Consider the following 16,754-nt stretch of genomic DNA (forward strand, 5'->3'; position numbering starts at 1 on the left):
GTACACGGACTTGGTTACTGGCCGAGATTATTGTGGGAGCTGGCTTGCCAGCGATGGCGGTGCGTCAGTCTGCACGGGTGGTGGCTGACACGGACCCATCGCTGGCAAGCCAGCTCCCACAGGGCTTTGTGGTGATTGCAGGATTGCGGGCAGGGGCGAGCCTGCTGGTGAAGAGGCTCAGGCCGGCGCCCAGCGTCGATGTAGCCAGCGCGCGAACGCATCCAGCGCAAAACCCAGTACGCCGATCAGCAGCACCATCGCCATCAGTTCCGAATACGCCAGACGATCACGCGTATCGAGGATGAAGTAGCCCAACCCGGCGCTGACCCCGAGCATCTCGCAGGACACAAATACCCTTTTTGCATTAGCTTAGGCCTGACGCTCAGGTTCGCTGACATCGCGCAACCGCTATCCCGCTTCAACCGATCAGCGTGCCGGGTCATAAAAAGGCTCGACTGCCACCCGGCTGCCGACAAAGAAACTGTCCGCCACCAGCCGCAGTGGCTGCAGATCGACGTCGCTGGCCCGATCACCAATCAGTTGCCGGAAGTGTCGATACACCGCCGTGTACTCGCCCTCTTCCGACACCACTTGGCGCACGCCGTCGATGCTCAGCAGCGCTCCGCCGTTGTCCAGACGCAGCACACCTTCGGCGCAGCGAATCTCGATACTCCAGAGTTCGTCGTGACCGTGGTCGAAATCGAACTCGGCCTGCACGTCGAGTCTGCTGGCATCGGACATTTTGATCGACGCGGCAATCGGCGACTGGCAGTTGTCCGGTACACGCAGTTCGGCGGACTCGACAAACAGTGGCTGCGCGAGCAAACGGGTGACGATCGACAGGGCGTTGATGCCCGGATCGAAAACGCCCAGACCACCGGGTTGCCAGATCCACGTCTGACCGGGATGCCATTTGCGCACGTCTTCCTTCCAGTCGATCCGCACGCTTTGCAGCGTGCGGCTGGCGAGCCAGTCGCGGGCGGCTTCAATACCGGGGGCGTAGCGCGAATGCCAGGCGAACAGCGCACTGACGTCCTGCTGCCGGGCTTGATTGACCAAAGCCATCGCCTCGCCCAGCGTGGCGCACGGCGGTTTTTCCACCAACACATGTTTGCCGGCGGCCAGCGCCTGCTGCACCAGTGCGAATCGACCTTGCGGCGGCGTACAAAACGCAATCGCATCCACCTCGGGGCCGTGTTCCAGCAACTCGCTCAACGAGTGAAAGTTCTCCACCCCGGCACAGGGTTTACCTTGCGTGGCGACCGCCACCAGACGAAATCCGGGATCGGCGTTGATCGCCGGAACATGTTGATCCTGGGCAATCTTGCCGTAGCCCACCAGACCGAGACGGATCGGTTGCATCAGTGACTCCTGTTGTTGTCTTGTTGTCGTCAGCGAGTGCGCAGATTAGCCGTAAACGACTGGGAATACCCGGTGGTGGTGATCAAAAAACTGCTGGTGTGCGCGTTCGGTCAACGCAACGGGTAGCAACGCTGATGCAGCGGCGCCAACAAAGAAAGCCTGCTTTTCAGGGCAGGCTTTCACATTCACAACGCTGCAGTCACTTTTGCTGCGCGGTCAACGCCGAGTAACTGTTCATCAGGTTCCGGTAGTTCGGAATCCGCTGCGACAGCAGATTGCCCAGTCCTTCGATGTCGTTGCGCCAGTCGCGGTGCAGCTCACAGGCGACCGAGAACCAGTTCATCATTTGAGCGCCGGCCTGGGTCATGCGGTTCCAGGCGGCTTGCTGGACGGTGGTGTTGAAGGTGCCGGAGGCGTCGGTGACGACGAATACGTCGAAGCCTTCGGCCAGTGCCGACAGGGTCGGGAATGCGACACAGACGTCGGTCACGACACCGGCAATGATGATCTGCTTGCGACCGGTGGCCTTGATCGCCTTGACGAAGTCTTCGTTATCCCAGGCGTTGATCTGGCCTGGACGGGCGATGTATGGCGCGTCCGGGAACATTTCCTTCAGTTCCGGAACCAGCGGGCCGTTGGGGCCTTGTTCGAAACTGGTGGTGAGGATGGTCGGCAGGTTGAAGAATTTCGCCAGGTCGGCCAGCGCCAGCACGTTGTTCTTGAATTCGTTTGGCGAGAAATCCTGAACCAGAGAAATCAGACCGGTCTGGTGGTCGACCAGCAGGACTACGGCGTCGTCTTTGTTCAGGCGGTTGTAGGTTGCAGTGCTCATGTTTGATTCCCTTTTCTTGGTTGTGGTGGTTGGCGTTGCGTTGAACATGGGCACAGATTACTGACACCACCGAAACCGATAAATCGGTTGAAAAGCGTTTCACTGTCAACTCATAACGGACAATCTAATGGCCCGGATCGGCTTTGTCTGGTTGCTCCTCAATCCGCATCGGGTAAGGGTTTGGCGATCATCAAGCTGCACGGCGCCCGGTTGAGGACACTCTCGACTGTCGCGCCGATAAAGCCGTTGAGGCCCTGCTGGTAGGCGGTACCGAGCACCAGCAGGTCGAACGCGTTCTGGCGAGCGAACTGTTCGATCACTTTGTGCGGGATCCCGGTCATCTGGTGTCGGCGTTGAGTCTCGATTGCGTAACGCTCGGCCAGCGCATCAAACGCCTCTTGCTGGGTGTCGTTGATCGCCTCGCACAGGCTGTGATCCAGACTCAGGGTCGGCACGCTCATCGCCGCATCGCCCAGCACCGACCAGTTGCTGACGTTGAGCAGGTGCAACTCGGCGTCGCAAGCGCTTGCCAGCGTGGCGGCCAGATCGAGGATGCGGTCGTTGAGGCCTTGGGTCAGAGCCTCCAGATGCGACAGATCGACGGCGGCGAGCATTTTCAGCGGCAAAGGATGACGGGCTTCGGTGACCAGATGCACCGGGGCCGGACAGTCGCGCAGCAACAGCCAGTCCAGCGGTCGATGGAATGCCCGATTCAGCGCCGGAACATGATGGGTATCCTTGATCACCAGATCGGCTCGATAGTCATTGATGTACTCCAGCAGATGCGCCGGCGTGGCCCTGGCCCAGACCACTTCGCTGCTGACCTGCACGCCGCAGCCGGTGTGGAACCGGGCCTGTTGCTCCAGCCAGTGCCGGTGCACTTGCAAATAACCCTCGCGTGCCTGGGCCATCGCATCGTGATCAAACAGACCGGCCACCGCCAGCGCCTGCACATAATCGAACGCCACGATGTGCAGCGCCGCACCGGTTGCCTGAGCCAGAGCCATCGCGCGATCGAAGGCCGGGGTGCGAACCATTTCGGCAGGCGCGATCAACAGCATTCGCTTGAATCTGAGCATACGAACCTCATCCTGGCAGTGCGGTACTGGCCTGAGGGCCAGCCTGACATCCCTGTCGATCGAGTAGTGACCATTTGCCCGGCCAGTATCCGACGGTGCCTTGCGAGGGTTCTGATTTTTATCAAGCAATGGCGCAGCTGCGTTCCCCGCACTGCGCTTTCGTCCGTTCGTCAGCTGGCGCAGGCGGTTGTTAAATGAAATCGATGTCCGTATGCGGGGCACCTATGCTTAACCCACCCCCAACCGCGTGAACCCTCCCATGTCCGAAAAACTTGCTTTGCCGGTGCACCACCTCAAAACCGCGTGCTCCAACTGCAGTGTGCTGGAGTTGTGTCTGCCGATCGGCATGAGCGGTGCAGAAGTCGAGCGCCTGGACACGCTGATCGTGCAACGGGTCAAGGTCAAAAAGGGGGCCGCGCTGTACCGCACGGGCGATCCGCTGCGCTCGTTGTATGCCGTGCGAATCGGCTCGTTCAAGACCAGCATGCTGTCGGTGGACGGCCGTGAACAGGTCACCGGTTTCCACATCCCCGGCGAGATGCTCGGGCTGGACGCCATCAGCGCCGACGAGCATGCCTGCAATGCCTTTGCCCTGGAGGACAGCGAGGTCTGTCCGATCCACTTTGCGCAGCTGGAAAAACTGGCGCAGAACCTGCCGTCACTGCAGCACAACCTCAATCGGTTGCTGAGCCGTGAAATCGTTCGCGACCACAGCATGTTGATGCTCATGGGCAACATGAACTCGGATGAGCGGCTGGCGGCGTTTCTGCTCAACCTGTCACAACGCTTGAGCCTGCGCGGTTACTCGGCGAAGGATTTCGTGCTGAAAATGCGCCGTGAGGAAATCGGCTCCTTTCTCGGGATGCGTCTGGAAACCATCTGCCGGGGCATCGCTCACCTGCGGGATCAGGGGCTGGTGGAAATCAGCGGCCGCGACGTGCGAATCCAGAACATGGACGGCCTCAAGCAATTGGTTGCCGGCTGCCACCGCTCGCCGCGCTGAGGCCGGCCCCGGCCGGTCAATCGCTGGGGCTACGTTGCCTGACCGCCAGAATGCTGCCGGGCACCGAGTACAGTGCCCGCTCGGTGTTGCTGCCGATCAACCGGTCAACGCCGACCCGATGCACCGTGCCCATCACCACCACGTCAGCCAGGTACTGCTCGACAAATTCACTGATCACCGGCACCGGCAAGCCCATGGCGAAATGCCGACGTTCCGGGGGTACGCCATGACGATCGGCCAGGGTCACAAAAGCCTGATGCAGCGATTCACGCAGTTCTTCGACAAAGTTGCCGTTCCAGCCACCGGTCACCAGCGGTGCGTCACCGTTGAATGCCGCCGACAAGTCATAGGCGTACAACAAGTGCAACGGCGCGTCACATTGCAAGGCCAGGGCGTTGGCCGTCCGGATGATGGTGTCGTTCAAGCCGTTGATCTGCGTGGCCGGATCGAACGGATCCACCGCCGCGACCACTCGATGCGGTAATGCGTAGCGAATCTGATTGACCAGGTGCACCGGCACCGGGCATTCACGCAGCAAGTGACAATCAAGTGGCGTGATAAACACCCGTTTCAGCACTGGCTCCAGCGCCACATCCTTGATCAGCAGATCGGGCTTGAGTGCCTGCACGGTCCTGAGAATTTCCAGCAACGGGTGCGTGGTGAACACCACGTCGACGGTGACCTTCAGGCCATGGCCGTTGAGCCGTTCGACCTCATCGGCGATCCAGCGGCGGTAGCGCCGCAAATAGCGCTGAGCGTCGACTTCGTCGATTCTTTCTTCCCACAGATGCGCAACCGGCACCGGTTCGACAAAGGCCCGTACGTCCAGCGCCGCCCCGCTCGCCTTGGCCAGCGCCATGGCGCGCAGCATGGCGGGTGACTGATGCAGGGTCTGGTCGGCGACCAGCAGCAAACGTTGATATTGCCCCATCACACACCTCCGCTCGGCACCGGCGTTGAACGACCGGCAAGGTTCCAGCCTGCGCTCGCGGCCCACTGCCCGACGTTGATTTACATCAACCAACGGCCATTGAGTGACGCGTTCGCGTGTGTCTGATCCAGATCAGATGCTGGCCTCGGCGACGGCGTAAAACCATCAAAAACAACCGTTGCTCAACCCGTGTCAGCCTTTCAAACCGGATGGAGGATTACCCCATGCTTACAGTCAAAGACCACAACGATCGAGCCGTGGCGGCCTACGCCGCAGTCTCCGGGCAACACTGGATCGAGGCCGTCAAGGATGGGCGTCATGTGTTGATCCGTCCGCTGGCGGAAAAGGATCGCGAGCGTGAATACGCGTTCATCAAACGCCTGTCGCCCGAGTCCCGGCACATGCGTTTTCTGGCGCAGATCAGCGAGCCCGGCCCGGCAATGCTCGACCAACTGATGGACACCGATAACCGGCAGCGCACGGCGTTCATCGCGCTGGTGCATGAAAACGGCCAGTTGATCGAAATCGGCATCAGCCGTTATGCCGCCACCGGCGAGCATGAATGCGAATGCGCCGTCACCGTTGCCGATGAATGGCAACACCTGGGCCTGGGGACGCTGTTGATGGAGCATCTGATCAAGGCTGCACGCCAGAACGGCTTCCGCCAGATGTATTCGGTCGACGTTGCCAGCAACGAACCGATGCGCGAACTGGCGCGGGCGCTGAAGTTCGAAACCCACCACGATCCTGAAGACAGCCGTCAGGTCATACACCGTCTTCACCTGTAAAAAATCGCCCGGTGCCGAGTCTGCAAAACGACTCGGCACCGGGCGATTCTTCACGATTGCAAGGTATGTCCCGGTTTGATCGCCAGCACACTGCACGGCGCGCGATGCAGGATCTGTTCGGCGGTGGTGCCCAACAACTTGTTCAAACCGTGGTGCTGCACCGTGCCCAACACGATCACCTCAATGTGATGTTCGGCGGCAAACTCGCAAATGCTCGGCACCGGTGGTCCCTCGACAAAATGTCGGCAGGTCGGCGGTACACTGTGGCGTTCGGCCAGGGCGGCAAATGCCTCCTGTTGCGCACTGCCCAGTGACTCATAGATGCCGGTGGCCAGCGGCAAGGCGCCGTAGCCCATGTCCGTGGCATACACCGCCGCCCAGTCGTAGACATGCAGCAACTCAAGGCTGGCATCACACTGCTCGGCCAGGCGCACCGCGGCGTCGACAATCTGATCGTTGAACAGCAGGTCCTGATCTTCACTGCGCAGTACATCAATGATCGCCAGCACACTGCGTGGCCTTGGATGCACGTCATCGGTGACGAGATGCACCGGCACTGGGCAGTCGCGCAGCAGTTGCCAATCCAGCGGGGTGTAAAACACCCGCTTCAACGCCGACTCCTGCTGCGCATCCTTGATGATCAGCGCCAACGGCATTTCGTTGACGAACTGCAGGACTTCTTCGTAAGGATGTTGCACCCAGACCACCTCACTGGTGACCTGGATGCCATGCCGTTCGAGCAATTTGCCCTGCTCGGCCAGCCACTGGCGATGCGTGCGCAAATAACCGTCCCGGGCCAGACGGATTTGCTCAGGAGCGAACAGGCCCGCCACCGCCAGCGCCTGCAGGTAATCGAAGGCGACGATGTGCAACGGCAACTGCATGGCGACCGCCAACGCGGCGGCACGTTCGAACGCCGGGGTGTGGCTCATGGTAGGGGGAGCAATCAACAACAAGCGTTGGGTCTGCGACATGGGGCACCTCGGCACGGCGGCCATCGGGATCGAGTGAACAGATCTCCAGATTGCCCGCTCCTGCTGCCGACGAGTTGATCTTGATCAGATCTGCCTCAAACCCGCGCCGCCGCGTTTCAGTGCCACAAGGTGCCGGCCCACATCGCCAGTGTCAGCAGCACCTGTCCGGGGATGACAATCGCCGCGAAACGCCTGCCGCCGCTGACCCAGGCCACCACGCATTTGCTTAACGAGTTGCTGCTGATCGCGATCAGCGCCGGAGCGACAATCGCCTCCACCGGTAACAGACCGGCCTTGGCCAACCCGGCGATCGAGGCGGTAGACGCGTGCGCATCGGCGAAACCGCTGAAGGTGGCGGTGAGCATCACGCCCATTTGGCCGAATTGACTGAGCATGGCCGATGACACAAGGGTGATCGCGGTCATGGTCAACGCAACGATCAAGGCCAGTTTCAAATTGAATGCACCGCCTATCGACAGCGTCTTTTCAGTTCCTCTGGCGGGTCGGGGAAGCATCAGACAAGCACTGTAGATCAGCGTCGCCACGCTGCCGCAGACTAACGGCAGCCACATGTTGCGCAACAAGGCTGGATCGACGGTGGCGAGAATCAGCCCGGTCTGAACCATGGTCGCCAGATTGGACAGCAGCGCTGCCGCGCTGAGGATTCGCAGATTCGCCGGCTCCCGGGCGAGCCGATGGCCCATCGTCGCAATGGTCACGGTGCTGGAGGCGAAGCCGGAGGCGATGGCGCTGAGGACGTAGCCGTAACGAATGCCCAGCGTACGAACGGCAATGTGCCCGCCGGCGCCCACCAGCATCAGTAATACCGTCAAGGTGCAAATGGTGCGCAGATTGAGCGCGGCGTACGGCCCGATGTAGCGATCCGGTGTCAACGGCAACACCACCAGCGCGGTTATCAGCAAGATCAGGCCATCACGCATTTCGGTTTCGCTCAACTGCGTGATCGCGAAGTCATGCAGCTTTTCCCGATACGTCAGCAAACCCGCCACCACCACGCCAATCGCCACCGCCAGTTCGGGTGAGCGTGTGCACAACGCGCCCAATATGAGCACGATGATCAGCGCCACTTCGCTGGTCACGCCGGGGTCGTCATCGCGCCCGCGCCAATAGGCGACGGTGATCAGCAAGGTCAAACCGATAGCGACAATCCCCACCAACAGCGCCGCCCCCACCACCATCGCGGCGTAGCCCAGCAACGCGCTGATCGCGAAAGTACGCAAACCAGCGCTGCCTCGACGCTCACCAGTGCCCTTGTGCCGTTCGCGCTCAAGACCGATGAGCATGCCGATGCCCAAGGCAGCCGCCGCCCCCGTCATGCCCAGGGATTCATTCATCGTCGATTTGCCCTGCCTTACCCCTGCGCGGATCGAATTCAGCCCGCAACAGCCTTCACGGTTCTGGCCGGCGCGGGTGGGGTAAATATTTGATGCTCAGTTGCGTGTGGCCAGGGATGCGGCGCGTCGATACGGGCCTGGAGCCGGCTGACAAAAGCCTGCGCCTCCTGCAATTGATTGAAGTACACGCGACAATCATCCAGCGACACCACCCAGCCATGCGGCGCCGCCGTTGCACTGATATCAATGTTCATCGAAAAGCCTCCGTCGAATCGGAAAAGGCCCTTGTTCAAGGGGTAATCGCCACCTTCATGACCCCGTCGCGCTGATGCGCAAACAGCTCATACGCCGCCTCGATGTCATCGAGTTTGAAGCGATGGGTCACCAGCGGCGACAGATCCACCGCGCCGCTTTGCACCACCGCCATCAAGCGGCGCATGCGTTCCTTGCCACCGGGGCACAGGGTCGAGACGATGCTGTAATCACCCAGCCCGGCGGCAAAGGCATTGAGCGGAATGTGCAGGTCGCTGGAGTACACTCCCAGGCTCGACAAGCGACCACCGGGACGCAGCACCCGCAAGGCCGATTCGAACGTACCTTGGGTGCCCAGCGCTTCGATGGACACGTCGACACCACGGCCATCGGTCAACGCCATGATCTGCTCGACCACGTCGCCATCCTTGAAGTTGACCACATGGGTCGCGCCCAGTCGGCGGGCGACGCTCATACGTTCGGGCACGGCATCGACGCCGATGATCGTGGTGGCGCCCTTGAGGCGCGCCCCCGCTACCGCACACAAGCCGATCGGCCCGAGGGCAAAGACAGCGACGCTGTCGCCGATGTTGATCTCCCCGCGCTCCGCCCCGGAAAAACCGGTGGACATGATGTCCGGGCACATCAGCACCTGTTCGTCGCTCAAGCCGTCGGGGATCGGGCACAGATTGGCCAGGGCGTCCGGCACCAGCACGTATTCGGCCTGGCAGCCGTCAATGGTGTTGCCGAACTTCCAGCCGCCAATCGCCTTGAAGCCGTGACGGGTGTCCGGGCCGTCCTGCGAGCCGCAACCGCACAGGCAGGCGTAACTTTGGCCGCTGGGCGTGATAGCCCCGGCGATCACCCGTTGACCCTCGACGAAACCACGCACCTGCGAACCCAGCCGCTCGATGACGCCCACCGGCTCATGACCGATGGTCAGCCCTTTGGCCACCGGGTATTCGCCGCGCAGGATATGCACGTCGGTGCCGCAGATTGTCGTGGTGGTGACGCGCACCAGCGCATCCAGTGGCCCGACTTGCGGAATCGGCTTGTCGTCGAGCACGATGCGGTTCTTTTCGACGAAGATCGCTGCTTTCATCATGGTCATGATCAAATCCTCTGAGCGGGTCGCAGCTTGAGATGTCTTCAAGACTGCGCCGTCGTCACAGCGCCAACGTTGATAATGGTCAAACAATCTGCGGATCAGCCCACCGCTTTCGCGAGCAAGCCCGCTCCCACTCGGGATCCCGGACAGCCACCCCCTACCGCACGTCCGATGGACTGTGTGGGTGAATCGCCCCGTTGACAAATATCAATCCCGCCCGCCACGCCCGGGCCACGATGGACTCAAGGCTCACGGCCCGAACACAACGCCGCCCTTTCGCGTCGTGTGTGCGATCAACCACGGGAGATTTGTCATGTCTGAGCAATCGCGTTTCATGCTGGTGGTTTCGCCCCTGATGAAAAACAGCCCGGCTTTCGAGCGCGCCGCCGCGCTGGCCAAGGCCTCCGACGCGGCGTTGCACATCGTCGCCTTCGATTATCTGGAAGGCCTGGCGACCGCCGGACTGGTCAACGAACAAGCGCTGGAACAGATGCGCCTGGGCTACATCGAACGCCATCATCAATGGCTCGAGGATCAGGCCCGGCCATTGCGCAAACTCGGGGTGCACGTCACCACCGAGGTGGTCTGGGTCGAAAGGCCGCTGCAGGAAATCCTCATTCACCTGCACGAACAACCGATGACGGCGCTGATCAAGGCACTGGAACACGAATCGCTGCTGTCGCGCCTGATGTTCACCCCGCTGGATGTGCACCTGCTGCGCGAATGCCCGGTGCCGCTGCATTTCGTCAGCCATGTGCAACACGCGCTGCCACGGCGGATTGTCGCGGCGGTCGACCCGTTCCATCGCGATGGTCAGTACCAAGGTCTGAACGACCGGATCCTGTACGAGGCCGATAAACTGGCGACGCTGTGTAACGCGCAGCTCGACGTGATTTACGCTCATGACCTGACCTCGCTCAGCGCCGCCGAATTCGGTTTCGATCACGCCTCCGCGTTCTTTTCCTCCAGTGCCGCCAAGGCGCTGTTCGATGCCCAGGGCGAAGCGTTCCGTGAGCTGGCCGAACGCAACGATATTCCGGCAGAAAACCAGCACATGATCCTGGGCGACCCGGCCAAGGTACTGGCCAGCTACGCCGATGCTTATGACATCGACATGATCGTCATGGGCCGCATCGCCCACCGGGGTGTGGGCCGTCTGATCGGCAGCACCGTCGAACACCTGCTGTACAAGATGCCATGCAGCGTGTGGGTGGTGGCGCCGGAAAAAATCGAGTGAAGTTATAAGCTGATAACGCCTTCATTAAACCGTCTTTCAAACGTTGTACTAGGATAGGATCCACATCCTGACATTGCGTCGACCAGGGAACACGCTCGACGCAGGTCAGGAATGGGACTGTTTCACCTGCAACTCATGGATGATGTTTATGAACTCACACCTGTTTCCCCATATCGGCAAAGTCATTGCGAGCACCGGTAGCCGGCACTTTCCGCGAATGCTGCATGACCTGATCCAGACGCAACTGGCGGTGGACGCCACGCACATTCGGCAAATGCGCGTTGAGCCGGTGGGCCGCCCCGCCCATCGCAATCCGCCGGAAACCGGCAAAGACCCGGCCCAGCAGGCTGAAACGGTATTCTGCGAACACATTGCCGCACGCTCGAGCGCGCCAATAGACCCGCCCGCCTCCGCCAGCGCCGACGCCTCACAATTGCACCTGACCCGACGCAAGGACGGCTACCGCTACGTGATTTCGGTGTATCGCAACGACCAGTCGCAACGGTTCTCGGCTCAGGAGCAGAGTTTGTTGCAGGACATCTCTCCGGTGCTGTTGCCGATGGTGGAAAAACACATACACGCCCTGCAACCCTTGCAAACCGGCACTGAGGAGCCGTCGCCCGGCACTGACGGCGCGCAACCGGGCCTGGACAACCTGCGACTGCGCTTCAACGAACGTTTGCAGCAACTGGGCCTGAGCCTGTCCAATCGCGAAACCGAAGTGTGCATTGGCCTGCTCGCCGGGCGTACCGCGCCGGAGCTGGCCGAGCAATTGCAGTTGAAGGTCAACACGGTGGAAAGCTATCTCAAGCGCGCCGCGATCAAGCTGGGAATCAGCGGCCGGCATTCGTTGATGCGCTGGATGTACTCGCCGGAGGACACGTCCTCCGCCACCAGCGCGGCCTGAGTCCGCCACTGAAGAAAAAAACCGCCGCCCTCACCGGGTGGCGGTTTTTTTTACATTGGCGGCTTAATCCTTCGGCATGACTCTATCCAGCGCTTGATTCACCGCCAACTCCCCCAGCATCACCACTTGCGCAATGCCGAGCGCCGTATTGCGACCCGGCCCTTCCAGCGTGCCGGCGAAATCACCGAGCATGACCGTGGCCGAGGCCAGGGATTCGCAGGCGTTGGCCAGCAGCGATTCGGTATCGGTTTGCGGGTTGACCAGGAACATGCTGCTGGGGCTGTACGGCGTTGCCATGATGTGCGCGGGCGCGAGGTAATGGTCGAGGGCGCGTTCGGCGGCTTCGTGGAGTTTTCTGGAGTTGTGGGATTCATACGGCGATACCGATTCTGTGATCGGCGGATTGGGTGGGGTTTCGGACATCAGTTGGAACTCCGATCGAGGCACATTGAAAGAATGACTTTCTGTAGGAGCTGCCGCAGGCTGCGATCTTTTGATCTTGATCTTGAAAAACAAAATCAAAAGATCGCAGCCTGCGGCAGCTCCTACAGAGGACCGGGCAGTTAGTTCGGCACGCGGCGGCCGTCCAGTACTCGGTTGACCATCAGTTCACTGAGCATGATCACCTGATGCAGCATCAGCATCGCCCGGCGCTGTGGGTGGTCGACGACGTCGCCAATATCGCGGGCCATATCGCTGGCGGCGGCTAACGATTCGCAGGCTTCGACGAGCAAGGTTTCCTCGTCCACGGTGGGGTCGATGAGGAAGATTCTGTTGGATTTGCTTGAGGGTGTTGAAGGGATCGAGATCTTCAGGGCGCCGGGGTTGAGGTAGAAGTTGATGGCGCGGGCGGTGGCCGCTTTTATCTTCTGCGGGTCGAGGGCTGGGTCGTACGGGATTGAGGTGTCTGGGGGGTTGGGTGTGGCTTTGAACATGGATGTACTCCTATTGCAGTTATTCAGGAGCCATCACTCTCGCTACCAAACGAGGGGTGGTGGCCATACGCGGGTTGGTAGACCGGCTGCAATAGGAACCCGGCGCTCACGAGTGAGCCCCACGCATGACCACCATAAAACCGAGCCCCGCAAAGGGACTGCATAGGTGTTGCCATACAGCTATTACAGACGGGCTACCAAACCCGATCACTGATTTTCAGTGACCGGGAAACGATATAGCCCGCCCCATAGCCGTGTAAGCCGGCGGATTCTGGCGTACGCGTAGGTAACGGCGCAAGGCGTTGTAGCCGGTATGGCGTAACGGTTCGTGTACTTTAAACGTGGTTGCGGGGTTATGTTTATGTGCGGCGTTTGCTCTGTTGTTTTGATTTTGTCTGGCAGGACGCTTTCGCGAGCAGGCTCGCTCCCACAGTTGGAATGAGTGCATTCAGTTGGGAGGTTGGTCGGCTTGTAGGCCGTCATCGCTGGCAAGCCAGCTCCCACAGTTGGATTGAGGGCATTCAGTTGAGAGGTCGGTCGGTTTGTGGGCCGTCATCGCTGGCAAGCCAGCTCCCACAGTTGGATTGTGGGCATTCAGTTGAGAGGTCGGTCGGTTTGTGGGCCGTCATCGCTGGCAAGCCAGCTCCCACAGTTGGATTGAGGGCATTCAGTTGAGAGGTCGGTCGGTTTGTGGGCCGTCATCGCTGGCAAGCCAGCCACAGTTGGATTGAGGGCGAAAAACAGGGACGGGGTCGTGACCCGTCCCTTTCGATTTGTGCGCTTCAGGCACGAGCCCGGCCAATCAGCTCCGGCAATCAGTCCCTCGCCAACGCCTCGATCGGGTCCAGGCGCGATGCATTGCGCGCGGGGACGAAGCCGAAGACGATGCCGATCAGCGTCGAGCAGATCACCGCCGTCAACACCGAGGCCATGGAGAACACCATTTCCCATTCCTTGATGAACAGCGAAAACAGGTGGCCGATGGCGTACGACAGGGAAATGCCGATGGCCCCGCCGAGCAGGCAGACCATCACCGCCTCCACCAGAAACTGCTGACGAATGTCCGACTGCCGTGCGCCGACCGCCATGCGAATGCCAATCTCGCGGGTACGCTCGGTGACCGACACCAGCATGATGTTCATCACCCCGATGCCGCCGACCACCAGCGAAATCACCGCGATCAGCGACAGCAGCAAGGCCAGCGAGCGGCTGGTTTTCTGTACGGTCTGCATCACGCTGTCGAGGTTGTTGGTGTAGAAATCCTTGATGCCGTGGCGTTGCAGCAGCAATTGGGTGACATGATTTTCCACCACTTTGCTCGACTGGCCGTCCTTGATCCGTACGCTGATGCTGTCGAGGAAGCGTTGGCCCAGGATCCGGCCGGCGGCGGTTTCGTAGGGCACCCAGACGTTGAGGGTTTTGCCCGAGGCAAACAGGTTCTTGTTCTCGGCGGCCACGCCGATCACCGTGCATGGCAGGTTACCGATCAGGATCACCTGGCCCAGCGGATCGACACCCTCGCCGAACAACCGATGCCGGGTGTTGTAATCGATCACCACCACCTGCGCCTGGCGCCGCGCATCGCTTTCGCTGAAGGTAATGCCCGCCTCCAGTTTGATCCCGCGCACCTGAAAGTACTGGTCGCTGACGCCGTTGATCTGCGCGTCGAGGTCGATGTTGCGGTAACGCAGGAGCATGCTGCGGCCGACCACCGGGGTGGCACTGTCGACGTAATACAGCTGATTCAGCGCGGTAACGTCGGCCGGCACCAGTGTCTCGATTGACGCGGCGCGCTTGTCGCCGAAACTGCTGCCGGAATAGATATCGATGGTGTTGCTGCCAATCGCCGAAATGTCCTTGAGCACGTAGTTTTTCGCACCCTCACCGATCGCCGAAATCGACACCACCGAGGTGATGCCGATGACAATCCCGAGCATGGTCAGCAAGGTGCGCATGCGGTGCGAAATCAGCGCCACCCAGGCCATGTTGAAGGCTTCCTTGAACAGCCCGAGGCTGGCGACCAGGCGGCGGGTCGCCGGTGGTTTGGGCGGCACCTGCTCTTCGTCCGAGAGTTGCCCGGTGTCGCGCTGGTTGCGCCGGTCGCTGAGGATTTCGCCGTCGCTGACTTCGATGATGCGTTCGGCGTTGGCCGCGACTTTCGGGTCGTGGGTCACCAGAATCACCGTGTGCCCGGCTGCGTGCAGCTCCAGCAGAATGCGCATCACCTCCTTGCCGCTGGCGGTGTCGAGGGCGCCGGTGGGTTCGTCGGCAAGGATCACTTCACCGCCATTCATCAAGGCCCGGGCGATACTCACCCGCTGCTGCTGACCGCCGGAGAGCTGGCTCGGGCGATGCGTCAGGTGCCCGTCGAGGCCTAGCCGCGCCAGCAACTCACGGGCGCGGGCGTGGCGTTGCGGCGCCGGAATGCCAGCGTAGATGGCCGGCATCTCGACGTTGTGCATCGCGCTCAGGTGCGGCAGCAAGTGATAGCGCTGGAAGATGAAACCGAAGTAATCGCGGCGCAGTTCGGCCAGCGCCTGATCGTCGAGGTCGCGGGTCTCCTGACCGTTGATCCTGTAGCTGCCGGCGGTGGCGTAATCGAGACAGCCGAGGATGTTCATCAGGGTTGATTTGCCGGAGCCGGAGGCGCCGATGATCGCCACCATTTCTCCGGCATTGATCGTCAGGTTGATGTCCTTCAGCGCGAGAAACTCGCGGTCGCCGGCAGTGAAACTGCGGGTGATGCCGGTCAGTTGCAGTAACGGCTGCGTCATGCTCAAGCCCCCGCCACGGCGGGCAGCGGATCGCCGATCACCACCCGCTCGCCTTCATTCAGGCCCTGGTTGATCTGCACTTTGACGTTGTTATTGATCCCGGTCTGCACGTTGCGCGACTGCGCCTGGCCCTTGGCATCGAGCACCCGCACCGGAAAGCTGCCATCGGCGTTGCGTGGCCCAAGCGCGGCCACCGGCACGGTCAGCACCGATTGCGCGGTATCGAGGACGATGCGCACTTGCGCGGTCATCGAGATGCGCAAGCGATGGTCGGGATTGGGCACCTCGAACAGCGCGTTATAGAACACCGCGGTGTTTTGTTTCGGCGTACCGGCCGGCGGCGTTTCGAGGAAGTTCTGCGGCGCCGGCTCAGTGCCGCGCAGCTTGCCGTAATAACGTTTGTCTTCGCCGAGAATGGTGAAATACACCTGCTGCCCCGGCGCGATATGAATCACGTCGGCTTCCGACACTTGGGCCTTGATGGTCATGGTGTCCAGATCCGCCAGTTTCAGCAGGATCGGCGCCAACTGGTTGGCGATCACGGTCTGGCCTTCCTGGGTGACGATGCCGACCACGTCGCCATCGATCGGCGCGACGATCCGCGTGTACGCGAGGTTGACCTTGGCGGTATCGATCTGGATGTGCGCACTTTTGATCTGCGCGTCCAGCGACAACAGATTGGCCTGCTGCACCTCGTAGTTCGATTGCGCGGTTTCAAAATCCTGACGCGAGATCGAAGCGTCTTCCTGCAGGTTCTGATAGCGCTGGTATATCGCTTTGGTCTGCTTGAGCTGGGCTTGCGTGGCGCGCTTCTGCGCTTGCAGGTTTTCTTCATCGACCTGCGCCTGACGCAGGGTGTTTTGCAGCACCAAGGGGTCGATCTCCGCCAGCCATTGGCCCTTCTTCACCTTGTCGCCAACCTTGACCTTGAGCGACTTCAACTGCCCCGACACTTGCGCGCCGACATCCACTTGCTTGACGCCTTCCAGCAAACCGGTGGCGAGCACGGTGTTTTCGATGTCCGTGCGTTCGACCGGCGCTGTCTGGTATTTCGGCGCTTCGGCGGGGGCCTGCACCGTGAACAGCACCAACCCGGCCACCGCCGCCAACGCCAACCCCATACCGACTTTGCGCAACTTCGACTTTTCCATAAATAACCACAAGTCCGTTCAGGGATGGACCCGGCCAGCGGCCGGGTCTTGATAGAAAAACCACAC

General features: G+C 60.9%; 16 protein-coding genes and 1 pseudogene. 4 read left to right on the top strand and 13 right to left on the bottom strand.

What is annotated here, in order from left to right; all coding sequences use genetic code 11:
* Nucleotides 1-177: 177 nt before the first annotated feature.
* The 4 genes and pseudogenes from L6D63_RS07075 to L6D63_RS07090 form a co-directional block, all read right to left on the bottom strand.
* Nucleotides 178-354 (bottom strand): annotated as a pseudogene (locus L6D63_RS07075) (ABC transporter permease); the annotation flags it as partial.
* Nucleotides 355-426: 72 nt separating this feature from the next.
* On the bottom strand, nt 427-1,362 hold the full coding sequence (locus L6D63_RS07080; RefSeq protein ID WP_131671368.1) for a Gfo/Idh/MocA family protein: 936 nt from the start codon (nt 1,360-1,362) through the stop codon (nt 427-429).
* A gap of 199 nt (nt 1,363-1,561) precedes the next feature.
* Nucleotides 1,562-2,194, bottom strand: coding sequence for an isochorismate family cysteine hydrolase YcaC (gene ycaC / locus L6D63_RS07085; protein ID WP_041074995.1), 633 nt, complete (start codon nt 2,192-2,194; stop codon nt 1,562-1,564).
* 158 nt (nt 2,195-2,352) lie between these two features.
* Entirely contained in the window at nt 2,353-3,273 is a 921-nt protein-coding gene (locus tag L6D63_RS07090) for a universal stress protein (RefSeq protein ID WP_047293767.1), read from the bottom strand.
* Between the two features lie 259 nt (nt 3,274-3,532).
* Between L6D63_RS07090 and fnr the strand changes: the two genes are divergently transcribed.
* Nucleotides 3,533-4,276, top strand: a complete 744-nt coding sequence (gene fnr / locus L6D63_RS07095; RefSeq protein WP_047293765.1) for a fumarate/nitrate reduction transcriptional regulator Fnr — start codon at nt 3,533-3,535, stop codon at nt 4,274-4,276.
* Between the two features lie 16 nt (nt 4,277-4,292).
* Here fnr and L6D63_RS07100 read toward each other — a convergent pair whose 3' ends face one another.
* Nucleotides 4,293-5,207, bottom strand: a complete 915-nt coding sequence (locus L6D63_RS07100; RefSeq protein ID WP_131671367.1) for a universal stress protein — start codon at nt 5,205-5,207, stop codon at nt 4,293-4,295.
* 224 nt (nt 5,208-5,431) lie between these two features.
* On the opposite strand from L6D63_RS07100, the gene L6D63_RS07105 reads away from it, so the two are divergent.
* Nucleotides 5,432-5,995 (top strand): GNAT family N-acetyltransferase, encoded by a 564-nt coding sequence (locus L6D63_RS07105; RefSeq protein ID WP_041074987.1) that lies wholly within the window; start codon nt 5,432-5,434, stop codon nt 5,993-5,995.
* Between the two features lie 50 nt (nt 5,996-6,045).
* Here the strand turns inward: L6D63_RS07105 and L6D63_RS07110 are convergent, their stop codons facing one another.
* The 4 genes from L6D63_RS07110 to L6D63_RS07125 all read right to left on the bottom strand — a co-directional run bounded on the left by L6D63_RS07110 (nt 6,046) and on the right by L6D63_RS07125 (nt 9,687).
* A complete protein-coding gene (locus tag L6D63_RS07110) occupies nt 6,046-6,969 on the bottom strand; it encodes a universal stress protein (protein WP_131671366.1) in 924 nt (307 codons plus the stop codon).
* A 116-nt stretch (nt 6,970-7,085) separates the two neighbouring features.
* On the bottom strand, nt 7,086-8,324 hold the full coding sequence (locus L6D63_RS07115) for an MgtC/SapB family protein (protein WP_047293758.1): 1,239 nt from the start codon (nt 8,322-8,324) through the stop codon (nt 7,086-7,088).
* A gap of 38 nt (nt 8,325-8,362) precedes the next feature.
* Entirely contained in the window at nt 8,363-8,578 is a 216-nt protein-coding gene (locus L6D63_RS07120) for a hypothetical protein (protein WP_095669000.1), read from the bottom strand.
* Nucleotides 8,579-8,613: 35 nt separating this feature from the next.
* Entirely contained in the window at nt 8,614-9,687 is a 1,074-nt protein-coding gene (locus L6D63_RS07125) for an NAD(P)-dependent alcohol dehydrogenase (RefSeq protein ID WP_095668999.1), read from the bottom strand.
* A gap of 310 nt (nt 9,688-9,997) precedes the next feature.
* On the opposite strand from L6D63_RS07125, the gene L6D63_RS07130 reads away from it, so the two are divergent.
* Together L6D63_RS07130 and L6D63_RS07135 are read left to right on the top strand one after the other, a co-directional pair.
* Nucleotides 9,998-10,921, top strand: coding sequence for a universal stress protein (locus tag L6D63_RS07130; RefSeq protein ID WP_095668998.1), 924 nt, complete (start codon nt 9,998-10,000; stop codon nt 10,919-10,921).
* 148 nt (nt 10,922-11,069) lie between these two features.
* The gene (locus L6D63_RS07135; protein WP_131671365.1) at nt 11,070-11,828 is read left to right on the top strand and encodes a helix-turn-helix transcriptional regulator; all 759 of its coding nucleotides are present in this window, start codon (nt 11,070-11,072) and stop codon (nt 11,826-11,828) included.
* A 63-nt stretch (nt 11,829-11,891) separates the two neighbouring features.
* Here the strand turns inward: L6D63_RS07135 and L6D63_RS07140 are convergent, their stop codons facing one another.
* The 4 genes from L6D63_RS07140 to macA form a co-directional block, all read right to left on the bottom strand.
* Complete coding sequence (locus L6D63_RS07140) at nt 11,892-12,251, bottom strand: DUF6124 family protein (RefSeq protein ID WP_131671364.1); 360 nt, start codon at nt 12,249-12,251, stop codon at nt 11,892-11,894.
* Between the two features lie 140 nt (nt 12,252-12,391).
* A complete protein-coding gene (locus L6D63_RS07145) occupies nt 12,392-12,763 on the bottom strand; it encodes a DUF6124 family protein (protein WP_131671363.1) in 372 nt (123 codons plus the stop codon).
* A gap of 815 nt (nt 12,764-13,578) precedes the next feature.
* On the bottom strand, nt 13,579-15,537 hold the full coding sequence (locus tag L6D63_RS07150) for a MacB family efflux pump subunit (protein ID WP_131671362.1): 1,959 nt from the start codon (nt 15,535-15,537) through the stop codon (nt 13,579-13,581).
* Nucleotides 15,538-15,539: 2 nt separating this feature from the next.
* Nucleotides 15,540-16,688, bottom strand: a complete 1,149-nt coding sequence (gene macA / locus L6D63_RS07155) for a macrolide transporter subunit MacA (protein WP_131671361.1) — start codon at nt 16,686-16,688, stop codon at nt 15,540-15,542.
* Nucleotides 16,689-16,754 lie beyond the last annotated feature (66 nt).

The organism is Pseudomonas parakoreensis (assembly GCF_021602155.1).
In the GTDB taxonomy this organism is placed as follows: domain Bacteria; phylum Pseudomonadota; class Gammaproteobacteria; order Pseudomonadales; family Pseudomonadaceae; genus Aquipseudomonas; species Aquipseudomonas parakoreensis.